General features: G+C 68.4%; 17 protein-coding genes and 1 pseudogene. 6 read left to right on the top strand and 12 right to left on the bottom strand.

What is annotated here, in order from left to right; genetic code table 11:
- Both CEX88_RS26305 and CEX88_RS11380 read left to right on the top strand, forming a co-directional pair.
- Positions 1-115, top strand: a pseudogene (locus CEX88_RS26305) (IS110 family transposase); the annotation flags it as partial.
- 14 nt (positions 116-129) lie between these two features.
- The gene (locus CEX88_RS11380; protein ID WP_094293567.1) at positions 130-837 is read left to right on the top strand and encodes a dienelactone hydrolase family protein; all 708 of its coding nucleotides are present in this window, start codon (positions 130-132) and stop codon (positions 835-837) included.
- On the opposite strand, the gene CEX88_RS11375 is transcribed toward CEX88_RS11380, so the two are convergent.
- The 8 genes from CEX88_RS11375 to CEX88_RS11340 all read right to left on the bottom strand — a co-directional run bounded on the left by CEX88_RS11375 (position 821) and on the right by CEX88_RS11340 (position 10,701).
- Positions 821-1,219, bottom strand: a complete 399-nt coding sequence (locus CEX88_RS11375; RefSeq protein ID WP_064393909.1) for a PPOX class F420-dependent oxidoreductase — start codon at positions 1,217-1,219, stop codon at positions 821-823. The genes CEX88_RS11380 and CEX88_RS11375 overlap by 17 nt on opposite strands.
- Positions 1,220-1,221: 2 nt before the next feature.
- Entirely contained in the window at positions 1,222-1,602 is a 381-nt protein-coding gene (locus CEX88_RS11370; RefSeq protein WP_064418252.1) for a PPOX class F420-dependent oxidoreductase, read from the bottom strand.
- 9 nt (positions 1,603-1,611) lie between these two features.
- On the bottom strand, positions 1,612-5,196 hold the full coding sequence (cobN, locus tag CEX88_RS11365; RefSeq protein WP_094293565.1) for a cobaltochelatase subunit CobN: 3,585 nt from the start codon (positions 5,194-5,196) through the stop codon (positions 1,612-1,614).
- 403 nt (positions 5,197-5,599) lie between these two features.
- A complete protein-coding gene (locus CEX88_RS11360; RefSeq protein ID WP_094293564.1) occupies positions 5,600-7,063 on the bottom strand; it encodes a flavin-containing monooxygenase in 1,464 nt (487 codons plus the stop codon).
- Between the two features lie 62 nt (positions 7,064-7,125).
- Positions 7,126-8,091 (bottom strand): glycine betaine ABC transporter substrate-binding protein, encoded by a 966-nt coding sequence (locus CEX88_RS11355; protein WP_094293563.1) that lies wholly within the window; start codon positions 8,089-8,091, stop codon positions 7,126-7,128.
- On the bottom strand, positions 8,088-8,858 hold the full coding sequence (locus CEX88_RS11350; RefSeq protein WP_094293562.1) for an ABC transporter permease: 771 nt from the start codon (positions 8,856-8,858) through the stop codon (positions 8,088-8,090). The genes CEX88_RS11355 and CEX88_RS11350 overlap by 4 nt, the downstream gene beginning before the upstream one ends.
- A complete protein-coding gene (locus tag CEX88_RS11345; RefSeq protein ID WP_094293561.1) occupies positions 8,855-10,057 on the bottom strand; it encodes an ABC transporter ATP-binding protein in 1,203 nt (400 codons plus the stop codon). Before CEX88_RS11345 ends, CEX88_RS11350 begins: the two co-directional genes overlap by 4 nt.
- A complete protein-coding gene (locus tag CEX88_RS11340; protein WP_094293560.1) occupies positions 10,054-10,701 on the bottom strand; it encodes an ABC transporter permease in 648 nt (215 codons plus the stop codon). Before CEX88_RS11340 ends, CEX88_RS11345 begins: the two co-directional genes overlap by 4 nt.
- Positions 10,702-10,835: 134 nt before the next feature.
- Here CEX88_RS11340 and CEX88_RS11335 point away from each other — a divergent pair, with 134 nt between their 5' ends.
- Positions 10,836-11,774, top strand: coding sequence for a TauD/TfdA dioxygenase family protein (locus tag CEX88_RS11335; protein WP_094293559.1), 939 nt, complete (start codon positions 10,836-10,838; stop codon positions 11,772-11,774).
- Here CEX88_RS11335 and CEX88_RS11330 read toward each other — a convergent pair whose 3' ends face one another.
- Positions 11,775-12,053, bottom strand: coding sequence for a hypothetical protein (locus CEX88_RS11330; RefSeq protein WP_094293558.1), 279 nt, complete (start codon positions 12,051-12,053; stop codon positions 11,775-11,777).
- 134 nt (positions 12,054-12,187) lie between these two features.
- Between CEX88_RS11330 and cobG the strand changes: the two genes are divergently transcribed.
- From cobG to CEX88_RS11315, 3 genes are read left to right on the top strand one after another with little or no spacing between them, the layout of a single operon-like run.
- Positions 12,188-13,303: a precorrin-3B synthase gene (cobG, locus tag CEX88_RS11325; protein ID WP_094293557.1), complete on the top strand. Its 1,116-nt coding sequence runs from the start codon at positions 12,188-12,190 to the stop codon at positions 13,301-13,303.
- A gap of 9 nt (positions 13,304-13,312) precedes the next feature.
- Positions 13,313-13,939 carry a precorrin-8X methylmutase gene (locus CEX88_RS11320; protein ID WP_094293556.1) on the top strand — a complete coding sequence of 209 codons (627 nt, stop codon included), beginning with the start codon at positions 13,313-13,315 and terminating at the stop codon, positions 13,937-13,939.
- Positions 13,936-15,399 (top strand): precorrin-2 C(20)-methyltransferase, encoded by a 1,464-nt coding sequence (locus tag CEX88_RS11315; protein WP_094293555.1) that lies wholly within the window; start codon positions 13,936-13,938, stop codon positions 15,397-15,399. Before CEX88_RS11320 ends, CEX88_RS11315 begins: the two co-directional genes overlap by 4 nt.
- Before the next feature lie 10 nt (positions 15,400-15,409).
- On the opposite strand, the gene CEX88_RS26525 is transcribed toward CEX88_RS11315, so the two are convergent.
- The 3 genes from CEX88_RS26525 to CEX88_RS11300 are packed head-to-tail and all read right to left on the bottom strand — an operon-like array spanning position 15,410 to position 19,720.
- Positions 15,410-17,980, bottom strand: a complete 2,571-nt coding sequence (locus CEX88_RS26525) for a multicopper oxidase domain-containing protein (protein ID WP_094293554.1) — start codon at positions 17,978-17,980, stop codon at positions 15,410-15,412.
- Positions 17,977-19,065 (bottom strand): hypothetical protein, encoded by a 1,089-nt coding sequence (locus CEX88_RS11305; protein WP_202931455.1) that lies wholly within the window; start codon positions 19,063-19,065, stop codon positions 17,977-17,979. Before CEX88_RS11305 ends, CEX88_RS26525 begins: the two co-directional genes overlap by 4 nt.
- The gene (locus tag CEX88_RS11300) at positions 19,058-19,720 is read right to left on the bottom strand and encodes a helix-turn-helix transcriptional regulator (RefSeq protein WP_238382043.1); all 663 of its coding nucleotides are present in this window, start codon (positions 19,718-19,720) and stop codon (positions 19,058-19,060) included. Before CEX88_RS11300 ends, CEX88_RS11305 begins: the two co-directional genes overlap by 8 nt.
- Positions 19,721-19,795: the final 75 nt, after the last annotated feature.

Here is a 19,795-nt window from a genome sequence, read left to right as displayed (position 1 = left end):
CTCCACACCCGAAGCCCTGCGCTGCCTCAAACGCCGCCTGGCCCGCGTCGTCTACGGCCACCTGCACACCGACCACAACAATCGTCAAAAGCCTTGCCAAGCGGCAGCGGCTTGACATAGGAGAAACGTGTGGCCACGATCAAGATCGATACGCCGGGCGGTCCCATCGACGCGCTGCTCTCAGCGCCGGCCGGCGAGGGCCCGTGGCCGGCGATCGTGGTCGTGCACGACGCGATCGGCTACGGACCGGACAACGCGGCGATATCGGCGCGCATCGCCGAGGCGGGCTACATCGCCATCACTCCCGACCTGTACTCGCGCGGTGGCAGGGCCCGCTGTATCACCCGGGTGTTTCGCGAACTGCTCAGCAAGCGGGGTCGCGCGCTCGACGACATCCTCGCCGCCCGCGACCATGTGCTGGGCCTTTCCGAGTGCACGGGCGCCGTCGGCATCGCCGGATTCTGCATGGGTGGGCAGTTCGCGCTGGTGATGTCGCCGAAGGGGTTCGGCGCGTCCGCACCGTTCTACGGCACCCCGCTGCCCCGCCGACTCGACGAGACGTTGACCGGGGCGTGCCCGATCGTCGCCAGCTTCGGCCGCCGCGACCCGATCGGCATCGGGGCGGCGGACCGGTTACGAAAAGTGGTTGCGGACAAGCAGATTCCCGCCGACATCAAGGTGTATCCGGATGCCGGGCACAGCTTCGCGAACAAGTTGCCGGGGCAGCCGCTGTTGCGGATCACCGGTTTCGGCTACAACGAGGCGGCGGCCAGCGACGCCTGGGCGCGGGTATTCGAGTTCTTCGGCGAACACCTGACGGCTACCCCGCGGGGTTGACCGCGGGCTTGATCTCGATGCCGATGTGGATCTTGTCGATGCCACCGCGGATGAGCGCCTGCGGGATCCACCACCACGCATGCCACCAGTAGCGCCGGGTGACCTTGTCGAAGACGCGGCGGGTCTCCTGTTTGGGCAGCACCCGGGCGACCGCTTCGACCGGGTCGCCTTTCGGCTTGCCCAGCGCCGTGGACTTTTGAATCGTCACCCGCGGGGTGTTGTTGATGCGCTTGGTCTTCCACGACCCGTCATCGGTGATGACGAGCAGCTTGTCGTCCTCGGGTGCACCCCAGATCGGGGTGGGCTTGGGCCTGCCGTCCTTGGTGAACGTGGTCAGCAGGATGTACTTCGAGCGGGCGACGTCGTCGAAGGTGTCGGCCATGGTCAACCCGGCTTGATCTCGATGGTCACGTTGTTCTTCATTCCCCCGCGCAGCTTCGAGAAAACGTTGAACGTCTTGCCCAGCAGGCCGTAGCGTTTGCCGATCGCGTCGTAGGTCGCGCCGTTGGCGGACTTGTCGAGAACCGCGGCGACGGCTTCGACCGCCTCCCCCTTGGGGTTGCCGCGCATGTCGCACGGCGCGATGGTCACCCGCGCGGTGTTGCGGATCCGCTTGACCTTCCACGAGGACTCCTGCGTGATGGCGATCAGCCCGTCGCCCTCGGGCACCGCCCAGATCGGCGTCGGCTTGGGTCTGCCGTCCTTGGTGAACGTGGTCAGCAGGATGTACTCGGACTTGGCGACATCGGCGAAGGTGGCAGACACCTCCCCAACCTAGCCCTCCAGGTCGCCTTCGGTCTCGAGCAGCACCTTGCGCAAACCGTCGAGCGTCGCCTGCTCCGGGGCCGCCCACATTCCGCGGTCGGCGGCCTCCAGCAACCGTTCGGCCATACCGTGCAGGGCCCACGGATTGGACTCGGTCATGAACTTGCGGTTCTCGTCGTCGAGCACGTATTCCGCCGACAGCCGCTCATACATCCAGTCGGCCATCACGCCTGCCGTGGCGTCGTAACCGAACAGGTAGTCGACCGTAGCGGCCATCTCGAACGCACCCTTGTAACCATGCCTGCGCATCGCGTTGATCCAACGCGGGTTGACCACGCGGGCGCGGAACACCCGGGTGGTCTCTTCGGACAGGGTGCGGGTTCGCACGGCATCGGGGCGGGTGTTGTCGCCGATGTAGGCGGCGGGGTCCTTCCCGGTCAGCGCACGAACGGTGGCGATCATGCCGCCGTGGTACTGGAAGTAGTCGTCGGAGTCGGCGATGTCGTGTTCGCGGGTGTCGGTGTTCTTGGCCGCCACCGCGATTCGGCGGTACTGCCGGCTCATGTCGTCGGCGGCCGGTGCGCCGTCCAGACCGCGGCCGTAGGCGAATCCGCCCCACGCCGTGTACACCTCGGCGAGGTCGGCGTCGTCGCGCCAGTTGCGGCTGTCGATCAGCTGCAGCAGCCCGGCACCGTATGTGCCCGGTTTCGAGCCGAAAATCCTAGTGGTGGAGCGACGCTCGTCGCCGTGCTCGGTCAGGTCGGCCTGGGCGTGCGCGCGGACGTAGTTGTCCTCGGCCGGTTCGTCGAGGCCGGCGACGAGGGCCACGGCGTCGTCGAGCATCGTGACGACGTGTGGGAAGGCGTCCCGGAAGAAACCGGAGATGCGCACGGTGACGTCGATGCGAGGCCGTCCGAGGTCGGCCAGCGCGATCGGTTCGAGATCGACGACCCGCCGCGACGCCTCGTCCCACACGGGTCGCACACCCAGCAGGGCGAGCACCTCCGCGATGTCGTCGCCGGAGGTGCGCATCGCCGATGTGCCCCACACCGACAGGCCAACCGAGCGCGGCCAGTCGCCGTAATCCTTGCGGTACCGATCCAGCAGCGAATCGGCCATCGCCACACCGGTTTCCCAGGCCAGCCGTGACGGCACCGCCTTGGGGTCGACCGAGTAGAAGTTCCGCCCGGTGGGCAGCACGTTGACCAGCCCCCGCAGCGGCGATCCCGACGGGCCGGCGGCGATGAAGCGACCGTCGAGCGCGCGAAGGATATGGGTGATCTCCTCCGCCGTGCCCGCGAGCCGCGGCACCACTTCGGTCGCGGCGAACCGAAGCACCGCGGCGGCGTCGGCGTTGTCGGTCAGCGTGTCGACCACCTCGGGGTTCCACCCCGAATCCTGCAGCGCAGCGACCAGTTTCCGGGCTTGTGCTTCGGCGGCGTCGACGGCGGCGCGTTCGTCGTTGCCGTCCTCGGCGAGGCCGAGCGCTTGGCGAAGGCCCGGCACCGTCTGCTCGCCGCCGAAGAGTTGGCGTGCCCGCAGCACCGCGAGCACCAGGTCCAGTTCGTCTTCGCCGCTTGGTGTTTGGCCGAGGATGTGCAACCCGTCGCGGATCTGGACGTCTTTGATCTCGCAGAGCCAGCCGTCGACGTGCAGGAGCATGTCGTCGAACGAGTCCTCTTCGGGCCTTTCCTCGAGACCGAGATCGTGGTCCATCTTCGCGGCGCGCATCAGCGTCCAGATCTGCTGACGGATCGCGGGCAGCTTGCCGGGGTCAAGCGCCGACACGTTGGCGTGCTCATCGAGCAGCTGCTCCAAACGCGCGATGTCACCGTAGGTTTCGGCGCGTGCCATGGGCGGGATCAGATGGTCGACGAGCGTGGCGTGGGCGCGACGCTTGGCCTGGGTGCCCTCACCGGGATCGTTGACCAGAAACGGGTAGATCAGCGGCAGATTGCCCAGCGCGGCATCGGATCCGCAGGCCGCCGACATGCCCAGCGTCTTTCCCGGCAGCCACTCCAGGTTGCCGTGCTTGCCGAGGTGCACGACCGCATCGGCGGCGAACACCGACTCGATCCACCGATACGCAGCCAGATAGTGGTGGCTCGGCGGCAGATCCGGATCGTGATAGATCGCGACCGGGTTCTCACCGAAACCGCGCGGCGGCTGCACCATCAACACGACGTTGCCCGCCTGCAGGGCTGCGATGACGATCTCACCGTCGGGGTCGGCGCTGCGGTCGACGAACATCTCTCCTGGCGGCGGACCCCAGTGTTCGACGATCGCGTCGGTGAGCTCGGCAGGCAGCGTGGCGAACCAGTCGCGATACTCCTTGGCCGACACCCGGATCGGGTTCCCCTCGACTTGACCTTCGGTAAGCCAGTCGGGGTCCTGGCCGCCGCGTTCGATCAGATTGTGAATGAGTGCGTCGCCGTCACCGGAGGCGATGATGGTGTCGAGGTCGCCGTCACCGTCGCCGATCCGGTAGCCGTGCTCGCGCATCGCGCGCAGCAGCGCGATCGCGCTGGCCGGCGTGTCGAGCCCGACGGCGTTGCCGATGCGGGCGTGCTTGGTCGGGTAGGCGGAGAACACCACCGCAATCCGCTTGTCCTGCACCGGGATTGCACGTAACCGCGCATGGCGGACGGCCAGCCCGGCGACCCGGGCGCACCGTTCACGATCGGGCACGTACGAGGTGAGGCCCTCGTCGTCGATCTCCTTGAACGAGAACGGAACCGTGATGATGCGCCCGTCGAACTCCGGCACGGCGACCTGGGTAGCGACGTCCAGCGGCGAGAGCCCGTCGTCGTTGTTCTGCCACTGCGCCCGTGGGCTCGTCAGGCACAGCCCCTGCAGGATCGGAACGTCCAGCGCCGCGAGGTGCGCGACGTTCCATGCGTCATCCGTGCCGCCGGCTGACACGCTCGACGGGGTGGCGCCGCCTGCCGCCAGCACCGTCGTGATCAGCGCGTCGGCCGTCCCGAGCAGTTCGAGCAGGTCCGCGTCGGCGGTGCGCAGCGACGCGCAGAACACGGGCAGCGCACGGCCACCGGCATCCTCGATCGCGTCGCACAGCGCGTCGACGTAGGCGGTGTTGCCGGCGAGATGTTGCGCGCGGTAATAGAGCACGGCGACCGTGGGTCCGTCGCCGCCGCCGTCGCGGGGCACGACGCCCCACAGCGGTGTGCTCTCGGGCGGTGAGAACCCGAAGCCGGTCATCAGCAGGGTGTCGCACAGGAACGCGTGCAGGTGACGCAGGTTCGTCACGCCGCCCTGAGCGAGATAGACGTGTGCCTGCAGCGCGACCCCCGCGGGCGTGGTCGAGCGACCCATCAACTCCGCGTCTGGTGACTGTTCGCCGCTGACCACGACGGTGGGCACGCCGCTGCCCACCACCTCGTCGATGCCGTCCTCCCAGGCGCGGTAGCCGCCGAGAATCCGCACCACCACGACATCCACGCCGCTCAGCAGTTCACCGAGTTCACCGTCGACCAGCCGGGACGGGTTGGCCCACCGGTAATTGGCGCCGCTGGACCGGGCGGTGATGAGGTCGGTGTCAGAGGTGGACAGCAGTAGTACGGCAGGTTCCGGCACCCCCCATTCCTACCCCACACGCTCACCCCCGTTTTCCGCGAGCGTGCGGGTCTGTCGACGACACGCCGCGTAGTGTGCGCACGCCACGCACCGTCGGCGGGCGCGAGCGTGCGGAACGTGCTGAATTCTCGCGGCGTGTCGTGTGCAGACGCGCACGCTCGCGCAAGAAGGGTGAGGTGTCTAGCGGCGGTTCCAGCGGCCGTAGGTGCTCTGCGGATAAGGCAGTCCGAGGGCGGCGATCAGTACGACCAGAATCGCACCGAACACGATGAGTTCGAACATCGTCGTTCCTTCCTGACGGGTTACTGCACACGCGTGCAGTAACCCGGAACTTACGACGTCAGCGGGTATTTGAGACCGACTTGTGTGGCACGGATCACTAGAGGTTCTAGTGTGACGGCCGTCACTTTTGCGCGGTGTGGATGGTGAAGTCCGACAGCACCGGCGAAGCCAGCAGCCGACGATGCCGAACGGGTTCCCAGGGGAACAGTTCCGGCAGACCGTTCTTGTCGAGATACCAGCTGTTGCAGCCGGTGGTCCAAACCGTCTGCGGCATAGCGGCTTTCATCTCCTCGTTGTAATCCTTGGTGGCGACGTCCGTAGGGGATGCGGCGATGATGTCGCCGTTACGGATGCGTTCGATCCACCACATCGCGTAGTCGGCCTGGTTCTCGGCGATGATCACCAACGACTGTTGTCCTATCGGAGAGTGCGGGCCCATCAGCATGAACAGGTTCGGGAATCCCGGCACCGCGACCGACCGGTAGGCCTGCGGCCCGTCTGCCCAGGCCTCGTTGAGTGACACTCCGTGCTCGCCGACGATCTCCATCGGACGCACGTAGGCGTGGGCGTCGAAGCCTGTGGCGACGACGAGCAGGTCCACCTCGTGCAGTGTCCCGTCCGCAGTGACGACACCTTTGGGCTCGATGTGGTCGATCGGATCGACGACGACGTCGACGCCCGGCCTCTGCACGGACTGGTAGTAGTGCCCGGCCGCGATGATGCGCTTGCACAGCGCCTGGTAGTTCGGCGTCAGTTTGCTCCGCAGTTCTGGGTCGCGCACCGAGAGGTTGAGATTCCACCGGCACATCGCCGACACCAGGCGGCGACGGAATCCCGGCGAAACCATGGCCTTGGCGAAGAAGTTCTCGTACACGGCCTGCCAGAAGCGGTAGCCGAGACGGCTCATCGCCGGGAAGCGTCGAAGTGCTGCTTTGGTGACCGGTGAGTAGCGCGGGTTCGGGAACGGGAAGACCCATTGCGCGGTGCGTTGGAAGATCGTCAGACCGCGGACGTTCCCGCCGAGCTCAGCGGTGATCTGGACACCGGTCGAGCCCGTCCCGATCAGCCCGATCCGCTTGTCCTGCAAGGACACCGAGTGGTCCCAGCACGATGAGTGAAACATCGGGCCCGCAAACGTGTCCAGGCCGCGAATGTCCGGATAGCGTGGCACGCGCAGGATTCCGGTGGCGGTGATGACGATGTCGAACGCTTCTGTGCCGCCGGTGGTGCTGACCCACCACGTGCCGTCGCGGTACTGCGCCGATGTCACCGCTGTGCCGAATCTGATGTGGGGTCGAATGTTGCGCTCGGTGGCGATCTGCATGAAGTAGGACTGCACCTCGCCACCCGGCGGCAGTAGCCGCGTCCATTCGGGATTGGACCGGAACGTATACGAGTAGAAGCGCGACGGCACGTCGCAGTGGAGTCCGGGATAGGTGTTGTCGCGCCAGGTGCCACCGACTTCGTCGGCCTGCTCGAAGATCGTGAAGGTGTCGATGCCCGCATCCTGGAGCCTGGCCGCCATGCAGATGCCCGACATGCCTGCGCCGACGATCGCGATACGCACTGCGCGTTTCTCTGCCATCGAACCCCCTCCGGCTACCGGAAGGGTACGCCTGACCAGCGTGGTTGTCGTGGCAATCGGGGCTACGGCACGGTGACGAAACCTTCGGCCACCATCCAGTCCCGCGCGACCTGGCTCGGGTCGCGGCCCTCCACGTCGACCTGCTTGTTCATCTCCATGATCGCCTCGTTGGTCAGTGCGGCCGTCACCGGTGCCGTTACCTCGGCGATCTGCGGATGTGCTTCGTAGAAGGCATGTTTCATGGTCACCGACGGGTTGTAGTGGGCGAAGAACTGCTTGTCGTCGACGAGTACCACGAGGTCGAGCGCGGAGATGCGGCCGTCGGTGGTGAACACCTCGCCGAAGTCGCACTGCGTACCGTCCGCGGTGGCCTGATAGATGATCCCGACCTGCAGTACCGGCGTCTGCGCCCGCGCCGGATCGAACCCGTAGGCCGCCGCCATTCCGGGAAAGCCGTCCTGGCGGGCCCGGAACTCGGTGTCCACGCACGTACGCGCGGCCGCCGGATCGCGCTTGACCAACTCGGCGTACTGGGAAAGCGTGCGCACACCGGTCCGCTCGACGACCGCCCTGCTGGCCGCCAGCGCGTAGGTGTCATCCATCGGTGCGGGCGGCAACCACACCATGTCGTTGCGGGCCAGGTCCTCGTCGCGGACGGCCTCGAACTGTCTGCGGCTGTCGGGAATCGGCTTCTCGTGGCCGAGGTAGTTGATCCATGCGTTGCCGGTGAACTCGTAGGCGACGTCGACCTGACCCGACAACTGGGCTTCCCGGGTGCTGCGTGAGCCCACGATGCCGGTGAGGTCACGCACGTCGGCACCGGCGGCGGTCAACGCGAACTCCAGGATGTATCCCAGGATCACCTGTTCGGTGTATTCCTTGGAGCCCACCGTGATTTGCACTCCTTCGAGTGCGGCGACGGGCTGGATGGAGCCCGGGCCCACCTTGAGCGGCACGGTGCTGCCCGCTCCCAGCCCGCACCCGGCGAGCAGCAGGCAGGCCAGCGCGGCGATCGAGCGGCGGATCATCGAAGGCCCTTGGGATTGAGGTAGAACTCGGCCAATCCGCCCATCCAGTCGACCAGCAGGGCGAGGCAGACCGCGAGCACGCTGCCGAGGATCAGGGTCACGTTGTCCTGCAACTTGTATCCGGTGTCGATCAGGATGCCCAGACCGCCGGCGTTGACGAGGAAGCTCAGTGTCGCGGTTCCCACGGCGAGCACCAACGACGTGCGCAGTCCGGCCAGGATGTACGGGATCGCCAGCGGCATCTCGACCCGCGTCAGCACCGAACGTCGCGACATGCCCTGTCCCAGTCCCGCATCCACCAGCGATCGGTCCACCTGATTGATGCCGAGGATGGTGCTGGCCAGCACGGGCAGCAGTGAGTACAGCGCGATCGGAAGGACGCCGATCCAGAACCCGGTCCTACCCGACCACAGGAACAGCAGCACGAGCAGCCCGATGGCCGGCGCAGCCTGGCCGATGTTGGCGACGCCCATGAACAACGGGCGCAACAGTTTTGCGCCGGGGCGGGTGACCAGTACCCCCAGCGGAACGCCGATGGCGAGCACGATCGCGGTCACCGCCACGGTGATCAACAGGTGCTGCCAGATCAGTGTGGCGATGTTGCCGGGGTTGATGTTCTCCTGCTGGGTGGCGGTCAGGTCGCGGTTGAACGCCCAGAAGATCACGGCGGCAGCGATGATCAGCACCAGGACCGGCTGGATGAGCAGTCGTGTGCGCTCGCCCGAATTGGCACCCGACGACTGAGCGGGATCCGCGACCGCGGTCATGGCTGTCCGTCCGTGTCCGCCTCTGCCGACGCCCTCAGCCAGGTGATCGTGTCGATCAGTGTGTCCAGGGTGACGACGCCCTCGTACCGGCTGCCGGCACCCACGACCACCGCCGACGCGTGCTGGTCGGCGAGGATCGCCTCGAGCGCGTCCTCGAGCGTGGAATGTGTGCTGACGACATCGAGCGGTTCGACGACATCGGCCAATGTCGTGGCGTGCGCGAGTTTGGCGCCCCGGACCCAGCTGACCGGCCGGTCGCGGTCGTCGAGCACAACGACCCAGTCGAACTCGCTGCCCGCCAACGTCTTCCGCACATCGTCGATCGAAGCCGTCTGGCGCACCGAGGGATGCGGCCGCAGCTCGACATCCTTGATCCGCGTCAGCCCCAGCTGGCGCAACGAGGCGCCGGAGCCGACGAAGCCGGCCACGGTGTCGTCGGCTGGGTTGGCCAGGATGTTCTGCGGCGTGTCGTACTGCAGCACCTTGGACTGGTTGCCCAGCACGGTGATCCGGTCACCGAGCTTGACGGCCTCACCGAAGTCATGGGTGACGAATACGATGGTCTTGCGCAATTCGCCCTGCAACCGCAGCAGTTCGTCCTGCAGCGTGCTGCGGGTGATCGGGTCGACGGCGCCGAAGGGTTCGTCCATCAGCAACACCGGAGGGTCCGCGGCCAACGCGCGCGCGACGCCCACACGTTGCTGCTGCCCACCGGACAGTTGGCGTGGATACCTGTCGGCGTACTGGCTCGGCTCCAGCCCGACCATGTCGAGCAGTTCGTCGACCCGTTCGGCGATGCGTGTGCGGTCCCAGCGCTGCAACCCGGGCACCAGGCCGACGTTCTGGCGGATCGTCATATGCGGGAACAGCCCGGCCTGCTGGATGGAGTAGCCGATCGAGCGGCGAAGTTCGGTCGGGCGGATCGACAACGCGTCCTTGTCGCCGATCATGATCGTGCCCGACGTCGGCTCCGACAACCGGTTGATCATCCGCATCATCGTGGTCTTCCCGCAGCCCGACGGGCCGACGAACACGACGATCTCGCCTGCGGGGATCTCGAGCGACACGTCGTCCACCGCAGGGCGGTCGGAGCCGGGATAGACCTTGGAGACGTGGTCGAGCAGGATGCGCACGCCGGTGCTACCGTTCGAGGCCGTGTCGTCCGGTGCGATGTGCTCTGCCTTCGAATGCCCTGTCATCGAATACCTTTCGACGTGGTGAGGCGGCCGATCAGGACGAGCACCGCATCGAGCGCGAGCGCGAAGATGACGATGAGCAGCGTCCCGGCCAGCGCCATCGGGACGGCCGTCGGGCTGCCCACCCGCGCCAACCCGGTGAAGATCAGGTTCCCCAGCCCCGGTCCTTTGACGTAGGCGGCGATCGCGAGCACGCCCATCGACATCTGCGTGCTGATCCGCATGGCCGACAGGATCGACGGCCACACCAGCCGCAGTTCCACCCGGGCCAAGGTGTCGAGCCTGCTCATCCCGATGCCCCGCGCCGCGTCGGTGAGCGCGGGGTCCACCGCGGTGAGCCCGACGATCGTGTTACGCACAATCGGAAGCAGTGAGTACAGCACCAGCGCCGTGATGCTGGGAACCACGCCGAGCCCGAACAACGGGATCAGCAGACCGAGCAGCGCGAACGCCGGGACGGTCATGATCACGCTGGATGTCGAGGTGGCGAGGTTGGCGGCCACCGGGTTGCGGTAGGTCAGCACACCGATCACCACGCCGACGATCGTCGCGATGAGCACACTCTGGACGACCGCGCTGACGTGCTGGTAGGAGTCGAACGCCAATTGCGCCTGGTGGGTCCAGATGTAGTCCCACAGTGCCCTCACGGCGGTGAGCTACCCGATCTTGATTGAGCCGAAACACCTGCCCTGTTCGATTCGCGCTGAGTCGAACGGTTTTCGTCACACGGTCCTGAGGCCAACCTGATCACTACGTTCATGCACCGTCTGGAGGTTCTCACGTGCCGTCATCGTTGCGGGTGGTCAAGCTCGGGGCTCACATCGGCGCCCGGATCGAAGGCGTCGACCTCAGCGCCGGGGTCGACGCGAGCACCGCGTCGGCGATCAACGCGGTGCTGCTCGAACACAAGGTGATCTTCTTCCGCGACCAGCACGGTTTGGACGACGACGGTCAGCTCGCCTTCGCGCAGGCGTTGGGCACCCCGACCGCCGCGCACCCGACGGTTACCTCGCGCGGGGACCGCTTCCTGCCCATCGATTCCCGCTACGACAAGGCCAACAGCTGGCACACCGACGTGACGTTCGTCGACCGGATCCCGAAAGCGTCCATCCTGCGCGCCATCACCCTGCCGCCGTACGGCGGCACGACGACATGGGCATCCACGGAGGCCGCCTACGACCGTCTGCCGGCGCCGTTGCGTGCGCTGGCCGAGAACCTGTGGGCCGTGCACACAAACCAGTACGACTACGCCACGCTGCACGACGAGCCGGGCGCGGCGCTCACCGCCGAACAGCGGTCATACCGCGATGAATTCGTCTCCGACTACTACCAGACCGAGCATCCCGTGGTCCGCGTGCATCCGGAGACCGGTCGGCGGGTGCTGCTGCTCGGCCACTTCGTCAAGAACTTCGTCGGGCTCGGATCGACCGAATCGGCCACCCTGTTCAACCTGCTCCAGGCACGAATCACGAAGCTGGAGCACACGATTCGATGGGACTGGCGACTCGGCGACGTCGCGCTGTGGGACAACCGCGCCACCCAGCACTACGCCGTCGCCGACTACGACGATCAGTACCGCCGGCTCAGCCGCATCACCCTGGCCGGGGACGTCCCGGTCGACATCTGGGGCCGGCCAAGCCGCGCCATCGTCGGTGACGCCTCGGCATATTCGGCCGTGGTGAAAGCCTCCGGCGGGCAGGCCCCGGCGCTGGCCAGCTGATCAGAGCCGGACGCACTCCCGAGACAGCAACGCTTCGTCGAGGTAGGCAAAGCGCTGTGGATAGTGGTTACGCGCGGGTTGGCGGCCGCTGTGGTGCCAGAGCCCGCGCACCGCATCCAGCGCCGAGGGCCAGTGCCGGTGCGTCGGTGACGGGAATCGGGCGGCCGCGGTGCCGAAGCGCACCTGCTCTTCGGTGATCAGCGTCGGTTCGGCCGTCGGCGCCGGACGTGTTGAAGAGTGTTCTGTCGACGGACGCCTCGTTCTGGTCAGTTCGGTCATGGCGACTCTCCCACCGTGCTCGCCCGGTCCACCTCGGACCTGGATGTTTGTGAAGTTAGGAGCCCGCGGTAGGCCACGCACGCGTAAGGCGCTACCTGTGTTTGCGGGGACCACCCACGGACTACCGTGAACTCGTGGCCAGGACCCGCGACCAGGACGCCTGCCCCGGTGCGCTGCAGGTGCATCGGGCGGCTGACGGCGCGTTGGCGCGGATGCGCCTGCCGGGCGGGGTGATCACCGCCGCGCAGTTGGAGGCGCTGGCACGGGCGTCCACCGACTGGGGCGCGGGCACGTTGGAACTGACGTCGAGGGGCAACCTCCAGATCCGCGGCGTGACCGACACCGGGGCGGTCGCCGAGGCCGTGGCCGCGGCGGGACTACTCCCTTCGCCGACCCATGAGCGCGTGCGAAACATCGTCGCCTCGCCGCTGTCGGGTCGGGTGGGAACAGCCGCCGACATCCGTGGGCTGGTCACCGAACTCGACGACGCCATCCAGGCCGATCCGGAACTAGCCACGCTGCCCGGCCGCTTCCTGTTCGGCATCGACGACGGGCGCGGCGACATCTCCGGTCTCGCCCCCGACATCGGCCTGCACGGCGCGGCCGCCGACGCCGCGCTGTTGCTGGCCGGGCGCGACACCGGTGTCCGGGTGCCGATGCAGACGGCGGTGTCGACGATGGTCGACGTGGCCCGTCGCTTCGCTGCCACGCGCCAAAATGCTTGGCGTGTCAAGGAACTCAGCGAGACCGGTGCCCTGCTGGGCGGGCTGGTGCCGTCGGTGGAACCGGGTACGGTCTGGCCGGCGGTGACCCGGCCGCCCGTCGGTTGGCTCCAACAGCACGACGGCCGCATCGCGCTGGGTGCGGCGGTTCCTCTGGGAGTGCTGCCCGCCCGCACGGCGGAGTTTCTCGCCGCGATCGAGGCGCCGATGGTGATCACGCCGTGGCGCTCGATGCTGGTGTTCGACCTCGCCGAGGACGTCGCCGACGTCGCGTTGCGCGTGCTCGCCCCGTTGGGCCTGGTGTTCGACGAGAACTCGCCCTGGCTGTCGGTCAGCGCGTGCACGGGGCGCCCCGGCTGCGAGCACTCAATGGCCGACGTCCGCGCCGACGCCGCCGCCGCGGTGGCACAACCGGCCGCGGGCCACCGCCACTTCGTCGGATGCGACCGGGCCTGCGGCAGCCCGCCCACCGGTGAGGTGCTCGTGGCAACCGGAGACGGATACCGGACGCGCGACGCTCACCCGTAGGGTGATCGCGTGCTCGACTACATCCGCGACGCCGGGGAGATCTACCGACAGTCGTTCGCGACGATCCGCGACGAGGCGGACCTGTCGCGGTTTCCCGACGATGTCGCCCGAGTGGTCGTGCGGTTGATCCATACCTGTGGTCAGGTCGACGTCGCCGACCACGTCGCGTACCGCGATGACGTCGTCGCCAGAACCCACGCCGCGCTGAACGCCGGCGCCCCGGTGCTGTGTGACTCGTCGATGGTCGCCGCGGGGATCACCAGGTCGCGGCTGCCCGCCGACAACGAGGTGGTCTCGCTGGTGGCCGATCCGCGCGCCGCCGACCACGCCGCGCGCCTCGGCACCACCAGGTCCGCGGCGGCCGTCGATCTGTGGGCCGACCGGCTCGACGGCGCGGTGCTGGCGATCGGCAACGCACCGACCGCGTTGTTCCGGCTGCTGGAGCTGCTCGATGAGGGCGCCCCGACTCCCGCGGCGGTGCTCGGCGGCCCGGTCGGCTTCGTCGGCTCGGCGCAATCGAAACAGGAACTCATCGACCGCCCCCGCGGGATGTCCTTTCTGGTGGTGACCGGCCGTCGCGGCGGCAGCGCGATGGCCGCCGCGGCCGTGAATGCGATTGCGACGGAACAGGAATGAGGGGCAGGCTCTGGGGTGTCGGGCTGGGCCCCGGTGATCCGGAACTGGTGACCGTGAAGGCGGCACGAGTGATCGGCGAGGCCGACGTCGTGGCGTACCACAGCGCACGGCACGGCAAGAGCATCGCGCGCGGTATCGCCGAACCGTACCTGCGCCCGGGTCAGATCGAGGAGCACCTGGTCTATCCGGTCACCACCGAGACCACCGACCACCCCGGCGGCTACGCAGGCGCGATGGAGGACTTCTACCGCGAGGCCGCCGACCGCATCGCCGCCCACCTGGAGGCCGGCCGCAACGTGGCGCTGCTCGCCGAGGGCGACCCGCTGTTCTACAGCTCCTACATGCACATGCACACCCGGCTCACCGAACGGTTCGACGCGGTCATCGTGCCGGGGGTGACGTCGGTCAGCGCTGCGTCGGCGGCGGTCGCCACTCCCCTCGTCCAGGGTGACGAGGTGTTGACGATCCTGCCGGGCACGCTGCCCGCCGACGAGCTTCGACGCAGGCTCGCCGACACCGACGCGGCGGTGATGCTCAAACTCGGTCGGTCGTATCCGGCTGTGCGCGAGGCACTCTCGGCAACGGGTCGGTTGGGCGACGCGTTCTACGTCGAACGGGCCAGCACGCCGCAGCAGCGGGTGTTGGGCGCCGGCGAGGTCGACGACGCGACCGTTCCGTACTTCTCGCTGGCCCTGCTGCCGGGCCGACGCGATCGGGATGCGCCGACCGGAAGCGTCGCGGTGGTCGGACTGGGTCCGGGCAGCACCGACTGGATGACTCCCCAATGCCGTCGTGAACTCGCCGCGGCCACCGACCTCATCGGCTACGGCCCCTACCTCGACCGGGTGGGCAACCGCGCCGGCCAACGCAAGCATCCCAGCGACAACACCGACGAGCCCGCCCGCGCCCGACTCGCGTGCACGTTGGCCGAGCAGGGCCGCACGGTCGCGGTCGTGTCCTCCGGCGACCCGGGGGTTTTCGCGATGGCGACCGCGGTGCTCGAGGAGGCCAAGCAGTGGGCGGGTGTGTCGGTGCGGGTGATCCCGGCGATGACGGCGGCGCAGGCCGTCGCCAGCCGGGTCGGCGCGCCGCTGGGCCACGACTACGCGGTGATCTCGCTGTCGGACCGCCTCAAGCCGTGGGACGTGATCGAAGCCCGGCTGACCGCGGCCGCGGCGGCCGACCTGGTGCTGGCGATCTACAACCCGGCGTCCAAGACCCGCACCTGGCAGGTCGGCGCGATGCGCGACCTGCTGCTCAACCACCGCGATCCCGGCACCCCGGTGGTCATCGGCCGCGACGTGTCCGGTCCCCGGGAGGAGGTCAAGGTGGTGCGCCTGGCGGACCTGGACCCCGGCGACGTCGACATGCGGTGTCTGCTGATCGTCGGCTCCTCGCAGACCCAGTGGTACACCGATGACGGCGACCGGGTGTTCACCCCGCGCCGCTATCCGGAGTGAATCTGGGGGCCTACCCGGGTTGCGCGGTGACCTCGATGATCCCGTGAGCGCCACGTTCGGCGTCGACCATCGCGTGGGTGACGAACGGATAGCGCCCGGGCTGATCGAAGCTCAGCTCGACGAAACCGCCTTGGGCTGCTGACAATCCGAGGGCCTGCGCGCCGCCGGGGCCCGGCCGCAGCCGGTAGTCACCCTCGGACCACACGGTGTCGAATTGGCCGCCGACGACGTGAAAGGAACTGCCCCGGTTCGGCCCGGCCGCGAGTACCCAAATCCGCACTCGCTCGCCGATCCGCACGGTCAGCGGCGCGTGGTCGTACTGGTTGGCGTAACCGTTGAACACCACCAGGTCGGGCTTGTCGGCGGCGACCTTGGCGGCGTCGACCTCGCCGCCCTGCGGGCCGAGGTAGTACTCCGACTGCACGAGAAGGTATTCGCGGTCGACGGGCGCCAGGTCCGGCGGGACGATGACCACCGCGCCGAACATACCGTTGGCGATGTGCACCGACATCGGCATCGTCGAGCAGTGATACATCCACACACCGGCACGGCTCGCGGTGAACCGGTAGACCAGGCGTTCGCCGGGTTGGATGGTGCGCATCGGCACGTCCGGGGCGAGCGCCCCGGCATGGAAGTCGATCGAGTGCCCGATCGTGCTGTCGTTGACAAGGGTGACCTCGAAAACGTCGCCGACCTCGCCCCGCAGCGTCGGCCCGGGCGCCGTGCCGCCGAATGTCCACTGCCGCTGCGTGATTCCCGGCGACACTTCTCGCGTCGCTTCGGTCACCGCCAGGGTGACGCGGTGATCGGGCGTCGCGGCGGCCAAGGCCGCGTCCCGCGGCACGAAATCCGGGCCGGGTGTCGCCGCAAGACTGCGCGCGACGTCGTCACCGGCGATCGACGTCGCACTCACCTGGTCGTGGTGGCCGGCGTGCGCCTCGGCCCCCGTCGCGCGCACCGACATGGTCATCCCCATCTGCCGGTGCCCGGCCACCGAACACCAGCCGTCCATATCGGCGCCGATCACCCCGGCGTCGAGGACGGCGGTTTCCCCGACCGCGAGGCGCCCGGTGCTGGCCCCGTTGGCCAGGACCAGATCGTGACGGTCCGAACCGCTGTTGACGAGGGTGATCACCAGCCGGTTGCCCACGGGCACGTCGATGGTGTCGGGCACGTAGCGCATCCCCTCGACATGCACCTCGACCTCGGTGGTCTGTCCGGTGGCGGTCACCGATACCTGCGGCTCGTCGGCGATACCGACCGCGGCGGGGTCGGCGGCCACCGCGGCCGCGGCCGTCAACACCACGACGGCCAGCCCGGCCGCCGCGACGCCGAGCCGCTGTCGCACCGGCGGCCCCGACGGCGGCGGTCCCGGCGTCGACGGCGTATCGCGGAGCTTGCGTGCCCGCCACACCGCCCGCACCAGCAGCGGCAGGAACGCGGCGTAGGCGGTCAGCACCAACACCGACGCCGCCACCCGCAGCAGGCTCGGAGTCGGCAGTACGCACAGCAGCAGCGCGACGTTGGCGACGGCCAGCCGCCACGGTGCGCCGCGTTCCAGTTCGATTGTCGCCGCGATGGAGGCGGCGCGCCCGCCGACGACGATGGTGGTCAGGTACGACAGCGCACCGAGCAGAACCTGAACCAGGAACCCGGCGAGCATCGCCGCGGTGAGCGGATCGGCCCGGTCCAGCAGTGCGGACCATGTCGGTACGGTGGCGAAGGCGACCACGGCGTAGCTCAGTGAGCCCAGCAGCCACACCACCCCGCAGAGCACCGACAGCGTCGCGAAGTTGCCCGGCCGCTTGCGGCGGACCTCGTCGAGGTGGGGCCACAGCACGTAGCCGACCGAAACGAGGTAGGCCAGCGCGCCCGCGGCGCTCATCATCGGCGAGCCGGCCACCGCCGCCGACACCGCCACCACCAAACCTCCGACCAGCAGGGGCAGACCGCGCCGGGCGGCGACCTCGACTCCGTCCGCCATCCGGGTGCGCAGCATCGTCGGCCACAGGGTCACCAATGTGCCCAGCACCGTGAGCCCGATGAACCCGAACAGGTTGACCGCGGCGTGGGCCACGACGAACCGCGCGTGCAGGGCGCCGGGCAGCGTCGCGTTGGCCATCGCGACGCCGAGCCCAGCCCCGACCGAAAGCAGCGCTGCCGCAGCGACGTAATAGCGCACGGTGTCGCCGAAGCGCGAAGGCAGCGCGCTGCGCAGTTGCCGCACCAATGTGACGGCGTGGGTCAACGCGACGGCGGCGACCGCGACACCACCGGCCAGCACCACCGGCCAGAAGGAGACGGCCATGCCTGCCACCACCGCGACCGCGCCGACGTTGAAAACCGCGAGGGTCCAGGCCTGCCCGGACCTCGACGGGTCTTGTGGACGGCGCAGAAGCGCATCGGTGAAGTGTCGGCTCCAGATGAGGATCGCGTTGCCTGCCGCCCCCAGACCGAGCAGGTGGATCAGCAGCCAACTCGATATCGGCACCGACCTGTGAACCAGCGCAATCACGACAAGTGCTGTGAGCCAGGCGAATACGATCGCCCCGACCCGCAGATGCCACTGGGAGCGGTTCATACCGGCGTCCCGATCGTCTGCCGCGCGGCCGCGCGGACCGCGACGCCGACGAACGCGAGCACCGCCACGATGTTAAGGACGCCCCCGGCCTGCACCGCCCACTCGACGCCGCGCACGTCACCGATGACTATGCGCAACAACAGCGATGCGTGCAGCAGCATGACCGGCCCGTACATCGCCGGGGTGTACGGCAACGGACGTCGCAGCACTGCGGGCAGGATGACCGGTGCGTGGGCCATGATCATCGACAGCACGAACCCGAGCATCACCGCGTGCACGATCGCGTCGTATCCACCGCCCGAGCTCACCGCGCCGACGAGAAGCCACGCCAGGCCGGGAACCAATAGCCACGCGTAGCCGGCCAGCAAGCCCACCGCCATATAGCGTGTGAGGCCTGTGGTGTGGATGGTTCGCCTGGCGACGTCGAATCGAAACAGCCAGCATGCGACCCCGAGGACCGCCGCACCGAGAAGTGCGAAACCGACTGTCGGCCAGACTAATTGCGTCACCGCACCGATGACGAGTGTGACCGTTGCCGCGCCGAGCAGCATCTCGGCGCGGGTATCCGACAGCGCCACCCGCGCCAGTTCCAGGCGCTCCCCCGCGATGGTCAGGATGAGGAAGCCGGCCAGCCAGCCGAGCAGGTCCGGCGCGGGAAACCCGGCCGCCCACAGCAGCGCCGCTCCGGTCGCCAACACCGCACCCGCGGCCTGAACCAGCACCGCTGCATCCCAACTGCGCTGCCACAGCGGCACATACACCGCGACCAGTAGCGAGGCGCCAGCCAGAAGGGCGGTATCGGCGAAGAGTCGCGGGGCAGGGCTGACGAGAAGAATCGCCCCCAGCCCGGACAGCGCCGGGGCCAGATAGCACCACCACCGGCCCGATGCCACAGCGCGTTCCAGCGCGATCACGGTGCCGACGAACCCGAGCACGAGCACGATGCCGTGCACCTCGGCCAGCTGGACCGTCTCCACCGGGGCGGGCAGCCCGAGACGCAACAGCGCGGCGTCCAATCCGGCCAACAGCGCGAACCCTCCCGGTATCAGCAACACCGCCCGGAGCGGAATCCGACTCTCAGTCATGGCTTTTCACCACCGGATCGGGTAGGAACAGCCGACAGGCGCCGGGTTCGGCGAACGGGATCAGGTCCAGGCCCGGCCCGGTCGGCGCATCGACGCTGTGCAGCAACCCCTCGACGATGCCGAGGTGGACCTGGCAGACCACGCTCGGGTAGCGACGGGCGGCCTCGAGCAGCGGACAGCGCCGCAGCGCCACCCCACGCTGCGGCCCGTCGTCTTCGGGAGCAAAACCCAGCCGGGCCAGTGCATCGAGGACCGCCTGGCGCGGATCACTGTCGGTGCGGCCGATCTCCTCGGCTACCTCGCGGCCCCATTCGACGCCGGCCGCGCGGGCGTCGCGCTCGGGCTCGGCGCTGGTCCGGGCGATGTGCCCGGCCAGCGCCGTCGCGAGGCTGGCGTAGTCGCGGACCCGCAACGCGGGGTCCGCCGCCGAGGGCCGGTACAGCGCCGCCGGCCGGCCACGTCCGGCGGCGGGTTCGGTGGTGCGTTCGACGAGGCCGAGGTCGACGAGCGCATCCAGGTGCTCGCGCACCGTGTTCTGATGCAGCCCCAGTTCGAGGGCCGCGTCGACAGTCCGAACCGGAGCGTGCACCCGCACGTGCTCGAGCACCCTCAACCGCTGTCCCGACAACGGCACGGGACCGGTTGCGGACGGCACCGGCGAAGGCCCGAGAGGCGGTGCGCTATTTACCACGGAAATTATTGTAGTAAATTGCTAGCTGTAGGACCAGCA

Source organism: Mycobacterium neumannii (assembly GCF_002245615.1).
In the GTDB taxonomy this organism is placed as follows: Bacteria; Actinomycetota; Actinomycetes; order Mycobacteriales; family Mycobacteriaceae; genus Mycobacterium; species Mycobacterium neumannii_A.
The sequence above is the reverse complement of the archived record's forward strand: the minus strand, read 5'-3'. Positions and strand labels throughout refer to the sequence as shown.

What these genes read in the sequence shown, in the direction of transcription:
- CEX88_RS11375 (WP_064393909.1), bottom strand. Translation starts at nt 1,219, where the DNA reads ATGGCCGACACCTTCGACGACGTCGCCCGCTCGAAGTACATCCTGCTG.
- CEX88_RS11360 (WP_094293564.1), bottom strand. Translation starts at nt 7,063, where the DNA reads ATGGCAGAGAAACGCGCAGTGCGTATCGCGATCGTCGGCGCAGGCATG.
- CEX88_RS11355 (WP_094293563.1), bottom strand. Translation starts at nt 8,091, where the DNA reads ATGATCCGCCGCTCGATCGCCGCGCTGGCCTGCCTGCTGCTCGCCGGG.
- CEX88_RS11350 (WP_094293562.1), bottom strand. Translation starts at nt 8,858, where the DNA reads ATGACCGCGGTCGCGGATCCCGCTCAGTCGTCGGGTGCCAATTCGGGC.
- CEX88_RS11345 (WP_094293561.1), bottom strand. Translation starts at nt 10,057, where the DNA reads ATGACAGGGCATTCGAAGGCAGAGCACATCGCACCGGACGACACGGCC.
- CEX88_RS11330 (WP_094293558.1), bottom strand. Translation starts at nt 12,053, where the DNA reads ATGACCGAACTGACCAGAACGAGGCGTCCGTCGACAGAACACTCTTCA.
- CEX88_RS11315 (WP_094293555.1), top strand. Translation starts at nt 13,936, where the DNA reads ATGAGGGGCAGGCTCTGGGGTGTCGGGCTGGGCCCCGGTGATCCGGAA.
- CEX88_RS26525 (WP_094293554.1), bottom strand. Translation starts at nt 17,980, where the DNA reads ATGAACCGCTCCCAGTGGCATCTGCGGGTCGGGGCGATCGTATTCGCC.
- CEX88_RS11305 (WP_202931455.1), bottom strand. Translation starts at nt 19,065, where the DNA reads ATGACTGAGAGTCGGATTCCGCTCCGGGCGGTGTTGCTGATACCGGGA.